This window comes from Bartonella sp. TS82HLJMH (genome assembly GCF_042193495.1).
GTDB classification, from domain to species: Bacteria; Pseudomonadota; Alphaproteobacteria; order Rhizobiales; family Rhizobiaceae; genus Bartonella; species Bartonella grahamii.
Genome location: NZ_JBHILU010000022.1, coordinates 1 through 13,004, shown reverse-complemented (window position 1 = coordinate 13,004; position 13,004 = coordinate 1). Strand labels below are relative to the sequence as shown.

Here is a 13,004-nt window from a genome sequence, read left to right as displayed (position 1 = left end):
TGAATCAAAAAGTTGAAGAGGCGTTGTTTCAAAAAGATCCACAAAAACGGGCGCAAATATATGCTGATTTACAACGTAAACTTATGCAAAAAGGACCTTATGCGTTTATTTACCAGCAATATAGCGTTATAGCGATGACACCAGATGTCAAAAAATGGGTTTGGAATAGTGCACCGCGTATTTTTTATAGTAAAATTGAAAAATAAGAGTGTCTTTTCGTGTTGTCAAAGGTAAAAATAGCTTGATCATAATGCATGATGAAAATATTTTTTCACATAAAAGTCCTTCAGTTTTTTAAAGGATGAAACTGTGAGGGATGTTTGTGCTGTATATGATGGAGGTCGTTTATTAAGGAAGGATGAATATAGAAAGTTATATTGGAGAAGATCTTTTTTTGTGGCTACAGATTCTCTGCATCCCGAATATAGATTGATGTATGAGAGAATTATTTTATAGATGCTTAGTTTGATTAAATGAAGTTGATGTTTGATACTATGCTATTTAAAAGATGAAAGAGCAAACTCACAACGACTATGTGTAAAAAGGCACAAGAATATAATAGAAAAAATGGGAAAAAAATGTTGAAAAAATTTTTTGTTTTATTAAGCATAATAGCTTTTTTAAATGGGGCTATAGCATCAGCATTTAGTGCTTCATCTAAAGATATATTGGTGATGGCATGGAATATTGATTCAATGAGTAGTTTTGACCCAGCGCAAACTGTTGAAGTTGTGACGAGTGAGTTATTGACAAATATTTGTAGCGCGTTAGTTCAGTATGATGAGCATGATCCTACAAAAATTCGCCCTGCTATGGCAAAATCTTGGGATGTTTTAGATAATGGCAAAAGAATAGTTTTTCATCTTCGTGATGATTTAAAGTTTAATGATGGAAGAACAGCAACGGCGCAAGATTTGGTATGGTCGATGCGGCGGATTATTAAATTAGGATTGAGCTATGCCCAATCTTTAATGGATTATGGGTTTACTAAAAACAATGTTGAAACAAATATTCAGGCTCTTGATGATAAGACTTTGCAATTAAAATTAGATAAACCCTATCCTATTCAGCTCATATTGACTGTTATTGGACAATCTTATGCTTCTGCTTTGCTTGATCGGAAAACAATTGAAGCGCAGAGTATTAACGGTGATATGGGAAATAAATATTTAGCGACACATTCGGCTTGTGTTGGACCTTATAAATTGGTGAGCTGGTCTCCAGGAGATAAAGTTGTATTAGAGGCTACACAGCATTATTGGGGCGATGTGCCTAAAATTAAGAAGATTGTTGTGCAGCACGTAGCAGATTCATCAAGTCAAAGACTTCTTTTGGAAAAAGGTGATGTGGATATAGCGCGTGATCTTTCTTCAGAGGATATTTTAGATCTTGAAAAACAGGGAGGTCCAGTCAAAATTAGTCGTGTTTTGCGCCCCCAGATTATTTATCTATCATTAAATAATAAGAATGCAATTTTTGCAAACGAAAAGGTCAGATTAGCACTTCGTTATTTGGTTGATTATGAAGGTCTTGGAAAAACTGTTTTGAAGGGGATTGCTATTCCGCGGGCAACTTATATGTCCTTGGGTGTTCCTGGTGCTTTGGATGAAAAAGAAGGTCTGCCTTTTAAGTTGGATTTGAAAAAAGCAAAACAGTTGATTACTGAGGCTGGTTATCCGAACGGTTTTAAAGCTAATCTTTTAGTTGGAAGCCTTAGTTATATGTCGTCTGTTGCACAGTCTATTCAAGCCAATGCACGTAAAATTGGTGTTGAGCTGACAATTGAAAAAATGGCACAAAATCAATTGTTGAGCCGTGTACGTGGTGGAAATTATGATACTGCTATTATGGGGTGGGGGAGTGCCGATCCTGATGGACATCCTGCTTCATTAAATCACGTGTTTAATCCTGATCCAACATTTACAAAAAAGCACAATATGTATTTGGCTTGGCGCGCTGGGTATTATGATGAAAATATTAATAACATGGTGATGGATGCTTTGTTTGAGAAAGACCCCAATAAGCGTATCATACAATATCGTACTTTACAGCATTATGTGCTAGAGCATGGTCCTATGGTTTATTTATTTCAGACATATTATACCGTTGGTATGGGACCTGATGTCAAAAAATGGATTTGGAACAGTTATAGACTTTATTACAATGAAGCAGAAAAATAAAAAGAAGCATGTTATAGAGAAGGATTGTAGAACATGCTTAATAAGAGGTTGTTTCGTTATATAAAAAAAGGTATTTGCTTTATGTTTTGTCGCTACAGAGGGGATTTTTATAATGGTTTTGCCACTTTCAGAAACTGAAAGAGCTATATCAGAAAAGCAGAAAAGATTATTTTTATGGGATTTTTTATGCAAAGGATTGAAACTTCTTATTTCAGTTTTTATCACATTGCTTGGGTTGGTGACGATCACTTTTTTTCTTGGTCATCTACTTCCTCTAGATCCAGTTCTGTCTATTCTTGGTGATAATATCAGTCAGGAAGCTTATGACGCAATGTATTATAAGCTGGGTCTTGATAAGCCGTTGATTGTTCAATATTGGAAGTATCTTCATAATGTATTTTTATTTGACTTTGGAGATGCTTTAACTTCTGGGCGTCCTGTTCTAGCTGATATTATGCGTGTATTTCCTGCAACATTAGAGCTTGCAACTGTTGCTATTGTTATTGGCACAAGTCTTGGAATTCCATTTGGTGTTTTTGCAGCAATGTATCGCGATTCATTTATTGATTATGTTGTTCGTGTTTTTACACTTGTAAGTTATTCTACTCCGACGTTTTGGCTCGGGTTAATGGCTTTGTTAATATTTTACGCCAAGCTTGGCTGGGTTGGTGGTCCAGGACGTATTGATTTTCTTTATGAATATTCTTTCGAACCAAAAACAGGATTTTTTCTTTGGGATACTGTAAGCCAAGGACAATGGGAGGCTTTTGGTAATGTTTTTAGTCACATTATTATGCCTGCTTTGATCTTAGCTTTCGGTGCTATGGCTTATATTAGCCGTATGACTCGTGGGTTTATGATTGAGCAGCTTAATCAGGAATATATCATTACTGCACGTGTAAAGGGTTTATCGTGGGCGCGAACGGTATGGGGACATGCCTTTAAGAATGCTGCTGTTCAAGTTATTACCGTTGTTGCGCTTTCTTATGCTTTTTTATTAGAAGGGGCTGTTTTAACGGAGACAGTTTTTGCTTGGCCTGGTTTTGGACATTACTTGACAAATGCTCTTTTAGCCGGAGATATGAATGCAGTTGTAGGATGTACTTTACTTGTAGGATTTATCTTTGTCGCCATTAATTTATTTTCTGATTTGCTTTATCGCATTTTTGATCCAAGGACACGTTGAATATGACAGTAAGTAATCATCATAAATCGCAATCATCATCTTTTTTGGGTTGTTGGTTAAACGACCCTGTTCCACGCTCTATAATTCAAGCAAACATACAAAGGATTTATCACGCGCTGGTTAAGTTTTTTCATAACTTTTCGGCTGTATTCGGTCTGCTTATTATTTGTATTATTATCATATGTGCATTTTTTGCTCCTTGGATTGCTACGCATGATTTTCTTAGCAATGATCTAGGGCATCGGTTGCAGCCACCCTCTATGGCGCATTATTTTGGAACAGATGAATTAGGACGTGACATTTTTAGTCGCCTTGTTTTTGGTTCCCGTATTACTCTTTATGTTGTTTTTCTTACAACAGTTATTGTAGGTCCAATAGGGCTTATTGTTGGAACTGTATCTGGTTATATGGGCGGATGGGTTGATACTGTGCTCATGCGCATTGTCGATATTTTTCTTGCTTTTCCAGGTTTGATTTTAGCTCTTGCATTTTCAGCCGCATTGGGACCAGGGATTGAAAATGCTTCTATTGCAATTTCAATTGCAGCATGGCCTCCCATTGCACGTTTAGCACGTGCTGAGACTTTGACAATACGTTCTTCTGATTATGTTTCTGTCGTTCGCTTGCAAGGGGCTTCTGCTTGGCGAATTATTTTGTTTCACGTTGCGCCCATGTGTATTCCTTCAGTGATTGTACGATTAACTTTAGATATGTCTGGAATTATTTTAACGGCTGCTGGTCTTGGTTTTTTAGGGTTGGGAGCTCAACTGCCAAGTCCTGAATGGGGTGCGATGCTTTCTTCAGGGCGGGAATTTATGATGACAAATTGGTGGTTGGCGGCAATACCAGGCTGTGCGATATTATTTGCAAGTCTTGCTTTCAACCTTTTAGGTGATGGTCTTCGTGATGTATTGGATCCACGCAATGGGTAATAAATTATTAGAAGTAGAAGATTTACGTATTTCTTTTCCTACAACGCGCGGCATTTCAGAAGTTGTGCGTGGCGTTAGTTTTTCTGTTGGAAAAGAAAAAATTGGAATTGTTGGTGAATCCGGATCTGGAAAATCGATGACTGGGCGCGCAATACTAAGGTTGAGTCCAAGAGCAGCCATTGTTAAAGCTAAAAAAATGCGCTTTGAGGATGTTGATTTATTGACCGCAAGTGAACCTCAGATGCGAAAAATCCGCGGGAAGCGTATTTCAATGATTTTACAGGACCCCAAATATTCACTTAATCCATTAATACGGATTGGTGAGCAGATTATGGAGGCTTACCGTATTCATTATCGTGTTTCAAAAGTTGAAGCGCAAGAACGGACTATATCTATGTTAGAATCTGTTCATATTCGTGATCCTGAACATGTGATGCGCCTATTTCCTCATGAAATATCAGGGGGGATGGGGCAGCGTGTGATGATTGCAATGATGCTCATTCCAAAACCTGATTTAATTATTGCCGATGAGCCAACATCTGCACTTGATATTACGGTCAGACGACAAGTTTTATCTGTCTTAGATGAACTTGTGACAAAATCTGGAACGGGACTTATTTTCATTAGTCATGATTTGAATATGATTGCTGATTTTTGTGATCGTATTTTGGTGATGTATGCAGGCCGTGTGTTAGAAGAGTTGCCTGCTTCTGATTTGTCTCACGCTTGTCATCCTTATACGAAGGCATTGCTCGCGAGTTTGCCACGGCTTGATAATCCTGTTGATGTTTTGGCTGTCCCTGAGCGTGATCCTGATTGGTTGTATAATCCTACGATTGTTAATGGTGTTGAGGAGGTTCCTCATGACAAATTGTGAGAATATTATTGATGTTTCTAATTTATCTGTAACTTTTGGTCATAGGCATAAGGCAGTAACAGTTGTTAAAAATGTTAATTTTCATATTAAGCGTGGTGAAGCTTATGGTTTGATTGGTGAATCCGGATGTGGAAAATCAACAATTTTGAATACATTGGTGGGGCTTATTCCAGATTATAGTGGAAAGTTCCTTTTTGCTGGACAAGAAGTCGAGAAGAAAAGAAGTAAGGATTTTTTACGCTGTATTCAAATGGTTTTTCAAGATCCTTATGCTTCACTTCATCCAAGAAAAATGGTTCATACGGTTCTTTCTGAATCTCTCAAAATCCATGGGATGGATAATCAAAAGGAGCGGGTGGAGGATGCTTTAGATTCCGTTGGCTTAGATTTTTCATTTCTTTATCGTTATCCTCATGAGCTGTCTGGAGGGCAACGTCAGCGTATTGCTCTTGCACGTGCTTTAATTATTGAGCCAGAGGTTTTGTTGCTTGATGAGCCAACATCTGCATTGGATGTGTCGGTACAGGCTGAAATTTTAAACTTGTTGAAATCATTGCGCGTGAGAAAAAAGCTTACTTATTTGATGGTATCCCATGATCTTGCTGTTGTTGCACATATTTGTGAACGTGTTGGAATTATGCATAAAGGGATTATTCTTGAAGAGCTTAGCAATGATGAATTGCGTAATTTACATGCGCAACACGATTATACAAAGGAGTTTTTTGAAGCAAGTATAGAGCCTATTGTCCATAGAGAGCAAAGAGCATGATCAATTTTACAGAAGAGAAAATGCAATTTTATTTGTTTTGAAGTTTCTGGAGATGTTTGGCGGCATTGTTAAGAGGGAAGGGGATAATAGGATTTTTTCAGTATGGATTTTCTGGGCAGTGTTTGAGCTGTAATATTTTAAATCCTATTAGAACTCCCATTTTGAAATATACGAATGACTTATAACATACATCTCTTTGTTTGATATTATTGCATTATTTTTTACTTATCATTTTATGTTCAAAAGTTTTATTTTGGGATTTTAAGCATTAAATTTGTGAGAAATAACAAAAGATAGTAATGTTGTATTTTCTAGAAAAGCTTCTCATTATTTTACAATATCATTTTGTTTTTGGTTGTTCTCTTTTTTACAGTTTTATTCTTTATAAAAAGAATTTTTTGTAAAAAACATCCAATGGTCAATGACAGTCTTCAAATATTTCGCTGTTCTCTATTTAAAACAGCGCTTAAAAACAGCTTATAATAAACCAAAAAGGCAGCAATATGCTGCCTTTTTGTTAAATTGAATAGGCTATTTTTTACAGTCTTGATTTAAAACTGATAGAGTATTCCTCCTGAAAAGCTTGCACCACTTATACCAGTTTTTTGAAGCTTTTGTTGATAGCTGACATCACCATGAAGGGAGAGGTTAACGGACAATTATGCACTAATACCAAGCCCACCTTCAACGGAACTTTCCGAGGGGTCACGTTTATAATACTTATCAATATGGAATGTCTGATCATCACCAAAGGTTTTGATTAAGTTTACTTTTCCATAGAAAGACATAGGACGGCTGTTTTCAGTGGCAATGGTTTTTGTCAAACGTCCACCAACACGGATCATCCATTGAGAAGGATTTTGCATGTCAATGGTCAGATTATCAGCATCTTTAATGGTATCAAACATCAAATGTTGATAGGCAATCTGTGCCTGTGGTTCGAATGTTACGCCTTGAATACCCGTTGCAAATTGTTTGCCAACAGTTGTGGAGATCGCCAACATTTTTGCATTTTTCAATTTTGCGGTTGTATTAATGAGGGCATTGGTGATCTTTCCCTTTAGGAAGCCATAGGATAAACAGCGTATCAAGATAGAAACCACTGTCACGCTGTTTACTGCCATAGGCGGTGAGTGAAATGACCATTTATTCAATATGCTCTTACTTGCTGTCTTGCATATTCTTTGGAGTGCAAAGAGAGTTGTCCGTAGGTTTCTATAAGACCAAAATGTGTTGTAGATATTTTTCTCTTCTAGCGCGACAAAGTTAACAGCTCCTTGTAGAGCAGCATAACGAAGATGAGCACTGCTATAACCATATCTACTAGAAGTACTACTTATCAAAAAATAAGCTTCCTGTTTTTCCATAGGTGTATAAGAAAAAGCCATTCCGTTTGTCTTATTCTTTCCTTAAGACAAATGTCGCATATTGGTTAACAGTTGCACTTTGCTTAGCCATATCGGTCAATCCAGCATACAAGAGAGCACTGGGCATGATCAAAGAGTTTGTATTTATGGCACGATGTTTTTTACTTTTGAGTCGCTATCAAGCAGTACTGGTTGCAAGCGAAAATCCCAAAAGTTTTTATTTTCTCCTAAAAGGTTTTGTTCAGTATTTGTTTTACTGTGGTTTGATTTTGGTCCATAAGCTTTCAGTATATATTTATAAGGTGAACCACTTATTGTGATATAGCCATTTGCAAGTTTGAAAGAGTTTTGATTTACTTTTCCAGAGATTTGAATGAGTGAAAGACCACGTACACTGGTAAGAGCAGAAGTGTCTGCTTTAATATTGTTTTTTTCTAAATGTCCAGTGATATAAACCAGTGTAGTCCCTGAAACATCACCGTGAATCAGAAGATGGTCAGCTTTTTGTTTGTTTACGGCAGCGCTATCACTCCATTCGACATTGAAATGAATTTCTGCTTTTCCTGTAGCATTGTAGACTTTTTTAGTATTTGGTCTGCCAGATCCTATGTGCAACGTGTGATAATGATCTTCTGTTGGCTCTTCAAAAACAATAGAGCTGTCATTGATGTTAAGGACAGAAATATCAGAACGTACTCTTTGAGCAATATCAAGCAGTTGTTCGTTCTGGCTTTTTTTATTTGTGCTTGTTTTCAATGTCCATTTCGTATTGTTTTGCAAATCAAAGATTGTTTTGAATTTTTTTTCGGTGCTCACTTTGCCGTCTAAGATGGAGTGATCGGCGTTTAGTGTAAAAGTGAAATCATTTTTTTTCGTTGAAGCTTCGGTTACTAATAAAACATTGGCACGGATTTCTGAATTTTTGAGATTGACTTTACCAATTGATTCATTTGCATTAATTCCAGTACCATTTTTAATGTGAAGTTTTGTATTGGTTAAATTGATTTCTGATGTTTTATTGTTCTTGGATTTTTCAAATGCTATACCTCTATCTTCTGCTGTGGCAGAAACATCTGTCACATCAATATGTCCATTATTATTTACAACAAATGCACTATTTTCGGCAATCACTGTTCCTCCGATCATTTTAATCATCCCGCCATTTTCTGAAGAAAGTCCGATCTCAGCATTTTTAATCGTTGTATGGCCATATAATTCAACTAAACTGCCAACATCTTGGCTTTCCGCACCGGATCCGTTGCTATCTGCTGTTATTAGAGTAACATTCGTGGCTTTAATACGTCCACCATTTTGGGCAGATAATGCAGTAGTTTTACCTTGTACTGTTCCTCCCGTTACGGTAACGACAGATTTTGAGTCTTTTGCATAGAGTCCAGCGTCGTCAGATGATGTAATTTGAGTATTGTCAGTTAAAGTAATGGTACTGCCGTTTATGGCAGATATTGCTGCACCTTCTGCGTTAAATGATCCTCCAGAAACTGTTATTTGAGAACCATTATCTGAAATTATGCTATTGATTGCTTGCGGAACGGTTACATTTTCTAAAGTAATGGCACTTCTTCTTGCAATTATTGCGTTGATCAGTAGTGCATTGTCCTTACTATTTAATATCGTTACATCTTTCAGTTTGTTATTGCTCTTATTTTTTAACAAATGAACGCCAGATTCGGAAGCAGTAATTGTTCCTCCGATCATTTTGATTGTACTATCGTTTTGCGCATCAATTCCGATTTTAACGTCACTGATCGTTGTATTTCCAAGCAATTCAATCACACTGTTAGAGCCAGAGGAAGCTGCACCAGCAGCTACACCACTGCCATTATTAGTTGCTTTTAAAGCAACATTTGTAACCGTAATATGGCCACCTATATCTGCTTCTAAGGCTGTATATTTTCCTGTCACGCTTCCTGTTGTCATTATAATCGTGGATTTTGAGTCTTGTGCATAGAGTCCTGCTTCATCATATGACGTAATTTGAGCATTGTCCGTTAAGGTGATGCTGCTGCCGTTTTGAGCACATATTGTTGCATAGCTTGAATCAAATGATCCTCCAGAGATTGTTATGTTAGAACGATTATTTGCAATTACGCTGTTGCCTGTTTGAGTCACTTTTACATTTTTTAAAGTGAGTCTACTTTCTTTCTCTAGACGTATTCCGTTGCCTGAATTTTTATCTTTACCTGTTGATATTATTACATTTTCTAGTTTATTTTCGGTGCTCTTACTGTTCACGAAGCCAACACCAGTTGCAGAAGCCGTAATGGTTCCCCCTATCATTTTAATTACGCCATCATTACTTGCCAAAAGCCCGACAGTAGCATTCTTAATCGTTGTATTTCCATATAATTCAATCATACTATTAGCGCTATCAACTCCTGCTCCTCCCCCATTGCCATTTGTTGTTGTTAGAGAAACATCTGTAACCTTAATATGCCCACCGTTTTCTGCATTTAATGCTAATTCTCCGGTTACTGTTCCCCCCGTCATTGTGATGGTAGAATGTAAACCATTTGTATAGAGTCCTTTGCTATTCGATGATGATGTAACTTGCACATTGCCTTTTTTACTACTAGTTAAAGTAATGTTACTATCGTTTCCAGCGTATACTCCTACGGTTTTCCCCTCAAATGATCCTCCAGAAACCGTTACTTTAGAATGATTATTCGCAGCTATGCCGCTTTTTGCCTGCGTAACTGTTACATTTTCTAGCTTGTTTTCATCGCTCTTACTATTGTAGAAACCAGCACCGGTTTCAGAAGCTGTAATGGTCCCTCCGATCATTTTTATCATTCCACTGTTTTGTGCATGAAGACCGACTACAGCATTCTTAATTGTTGTATTCCCATGCAATTCAATCATGCTGTTCGGACCGCCGGCGACAACTGTTCCGATTTTATCATTCGTCGCTGTTAACGCAACATCCGTGACCTTGATATGTCCACCGTTTTCTGCAACCAACGTCATTTTTTCTGTGATTACGCTTCCTCCCGTCATTTCGATTGTGGTTTCTGAATCTGTTGCATGAAGTCCAGTGCCATGAGATGATGTAGCTTGAACATTGTTGGTCAGAGTTACGCGACTGCCATTGTAAGCAGATATTGCTGCCTTTGTGGCATCAAATGATCCTCCCAATACCGTGATTTCAGATTTATTATTTGCAGTAACGCTATTCATTGCCTTAGTTACTTTTACATTTTCTAAAGTGACTTGACTGCCATTGTATGCAAATACACCACCGGATAGTGGTGCTTTGCCCTTGCCACTTGATATTATTATATCTTTTAGCTTGTTTCCAGCGTTCTTACTATTATTGAAGCTAGCACCAATATAGGAAGCGTTAATGGATCCTCCAGTCATTTTGATCATAGCATTATCTTTTGCAAAAAGTCCACCTCCATCACCGCTAATGGTTGTATTTCCGAGCAACTCAATTATGGTATCAGAATTGTAAGCATTGACAGTGAAAGTTGGGCTATTTATTATTTTTAAGGACACGTCTGTGACTTGAATATGGCCACCTTTGGTTGCAGATAATGCGGCATCTTTTCCTGTTATATTTCCTCCCGTCATTGTGATCTTGGCTTTTGAGCCTTCTGCGTAGAGACCAACGTTATCAGATGATGTAATTTGAGCATTGTTAGTTAAAGTAATCGTGCCGTTGCTTAGAGCATGTATTGATGCGCCTTTTGCATCAAATGATCCTCCAGAGATTGTGACCTTAGACTGATTATTTGCGACGACGCTATTCATTGCCTTACTCACTTTTAGATTTTCTAAAGTGATTTCACTGTCTTTGTCTGCAACTATTGCAAAATTTAGTGGTGCTTTGCCTTTGCCACTTGATATTATTATATCTTTTAGCTTGTTTTCAGCATTCTTACTGTTCAAGAATTTAGCGCCAGTGTTGGAAACTGTAATAGTTCCCCCAGTCATTTTTAGTGTAGCACCATCTTTTGCTACAAGACCGAAGAAAATGCTAGAACCAGTTCCTTTAATGGTTGTACCATCCAGTAATTCAATCGTAGTGTTAGAACCTTCAGCTGTTATAGCGTGCGTATTTGTACTTATATTGGTGTTTGTTTTTTTGTTTCCGACTATCGTCAAATGCTTGCCGATAATTTGGCTACCTTTTTTTGCGTGAATAATTTCATAGGTTTCGTTGGAAACTTCTTTTTTACTTTCTGAAATTTCAAGATTTTTAGCTTGTGCATTAAGATGGATACCAGACAGTACAACTGCCACAATTGCTGTGCAGGATAGAAGAAATTTTTTAGGCATCAATCCACTCCTTTTAAAGCCCCCAACATTCATTTTCCTGCCGACTTTATAAGAAGAAGTGAAAATAGATGGTTTTCAATAAAATAATCGATTCAGCCTATTTTGTTTATTCTTACCTGTCAAATTAAAGTATATGATAATATAATTTATATTCAATTCAAATGTATTATTAAATAATAATTCTTTTTTTAGCTTATTATTTAGTAATTAAATATTATATTCTAAATATAAAATGAATATTCAGCAACAATATTTTAAGTGAATTTTAGCTTATGTAGATTTTTGTTGAAGGCGCATAATATCGGTTACAATTTTTTCCGCATTAAGGAAAAAGGGGAGGGCAAGCGCAGTTGGGAGCAATAAGCAAAAATGAAAAAAGTTTCCTCATTTTGGATTTAAAATGCGTTTTCTATTTAAGATAAAGAATACTGCTTGATGTGTTTTTACAAAGCATAGCATTCTTCTTGAATGTGTCGCATACATTTGTTGAGGATTCTTGTTATGTTTATTGTATCTGATTGAATAAGTTTCGTAGAAGAATGTTCTGCGCTGCATTTTTCACATGAATAGAAGAGAGATCCTTGAAAAGAGAAAGACGGCTTTAATATACAAAGAAAGGCAGCACTATTGTGCTGCTTTTTGTTAAATTAAATAGAATGATAGGCTATTTTTAAAGTCTTTTCTTAAAACTGATAGCGTATTCCACCTGAAAAGCTTGCACCAGAGATACCAGTTTTCTGAAGCTTTTGTTGATAGCTTACATCACCATGAAGGGAGAAATTGTGAGACAGCTGTGCATTGATGCCAATGCCGCCTTCAATTGCAGGTCCCATAGGATCAAGGTCAAAGTCTCTGCCAATCTGAATGGTCCCATCATCACCAAAAGTTTTGATCAGATTTACTTTTCCATAGAAAGACATCGGACGATTGTTTTCAGCAGAAACGGTTTTTGTCAAACGTCCACCAACACGGATCAACCATTGCGAAGGATTGTTCATATCAACAGTAAAATTATCAGCATCTTCAATAGCATTAAACATCAAATGTTGATAAGCAAATTGCGCTTGCGGTTCGAAGGTTAAGCTTTCTACACTGGTTGCAAATTCTTTGCCAATGGTAGTAGAGACACTCAACATTTTCGCATCGTTTAACTTTGCAGTTTTTCCAATGAGAGCATTGGTGATATTTCCTCGTATAAAGCCATAGGACAAGAGTGTATCCACATACAGACCATTGTTATGTTGTATAGTTCCGTAAGCTGTCAGAGACCATTTATCCAGTGTGCTCTTCCCTGCATCTGCTATGTTCTTTGGTGTGAACGACAGCTGCCCATAGGTGCCTACAAGACCGAGATGTGTTGTGGTATTTTGCCCTTCAATTGCTGCCAATGTAAC

Annotated in this window: 8 protein-coding genes and 1 pseudogene; 6 read left to right on the top strand and 3 right to left on the bottom strand. The window is 37.1% G+C overall.

Annotated features, from left to right (window positions below; genetic code table 11):
• From ACFIKO_RS08165 to ACFIKO_RS08140, 6 genes and pseudogenes are all read left to right on the top strand, one after another.
• Nucleotides 1-206: pseudogene (locus ACFIKO_RS08165) on the top strand (ABC transporter substrate-binding protein); the annotation flags it as partial.
• A 372-nt stretch (nucleotides 207-578) separates the two neighbouring features.
• Complete coding sequence (locus ACFIKO_RS08160) at nucleotides 579-2,180, top strand: ABC transporter substrate-binding protein (RefSeq protein ID WP_375620441.1); 1,602 nt, start codon at nucleotides 579-581, stop codon at nucleotides 2,178-2,180.
• A gap of 112 nt (nucleotides 2,181-2,292) precedes the next feature.
• Nucleotides 2,293-3,366 carry an ABC transporter permease gene (locus ACFIKO_RS08155; RefSeq protein ID WP_375620440.1) on the top strand — a complete coding sequence of 358 codons (1,074 nt, stop codon included), beginning with the start codon at nucleotides 2,293-2,295 and terminating at the stop codon, nucleotides 3,364-3,366.
• Between the two features lie 2 nt (nucleotides 3,367-3,368).
• On the top strand, nucleotides 3,369-4,298 hold the full coding sequence (locus ACFIKO_RS08150; protein ID WP_375620439.1) for an ABC transporter permease: 930 nt from the start codon (nucleotides 3,369-3,371) through the stop codon (nucleotides 4,296-4,298).
• Nucleotides 4,291-5,175 (top strand): ABC transporter ATP-binding protein, encoded by an 885-nt coding sequence (locus ACFIKO_RS08145; RefSeq protein WP_375620438.1) that lies wholly within the window; start codon nucleotides 4,291-4,293, stop codon nucleotides 5,173-5,175. Before ACFIKO_RS08150 ends, ACFIKO_RS08145 begins: the two co-directional genes overlap by 8 nt.
• Complete coding sequence (locus ACFIKO_RS08140) at nucleotides 5,162-5,944, top strand: ABC transporter ATP-binding protein (RefSeq protein ID WP_375620437.1); 783 nt, start codon at nucleotides 5,162-5,164, stop codon at nucleotides 5,942-5,944. Before ACFIKO_RS08145 ends, ACFIKO_RS08140 begins: the two co-directional genes overlap by 14 nt.
• A 659-nt stretch (nucleotides 5,945-6,603) precedes the next feature.
• On the opposite strand, the gene ACFIKO_RS08135 is transcribed toward ACFIKO_RS08140, so the two are convergent.
• The 3 genes from ACFIKO_RS08135 to ACFIKO_RS08125 all read right to left on the bottom strand — a co-directional run.
• A complete protein-coding gene (locus ACFIKO_RS08135) occupies nucleotides 6,604-7,332 on the bottom strand; it encodes an autotransporter domain-containing protein (protein WP_375620436.1) in 729 nt (242 codons plus the stop codon).
• 123 nt (nucleotides 7,333-7,455) lie between these two features.
• Entirely contained in the window at nucleotides 7,456-11,610 is a 4,155-nt protein-coding gene (locus ACFIKO_RS08130; RefSeq protein ID WP_375673707.1) for a right-handed parallel beta-helix repeat-containing protein, read from the bottom strand.
• 683 nt (nucleotides 11,611-12,293) lie between these two features.
• Nucleotides 12,294-13,004 (bottom strand): autotransporter domain-containing protein (locus ACFIKO_RS08125; protein WP_375673706.1); only part of this gene is annotated, 711 nt, incomplete at its 5' end.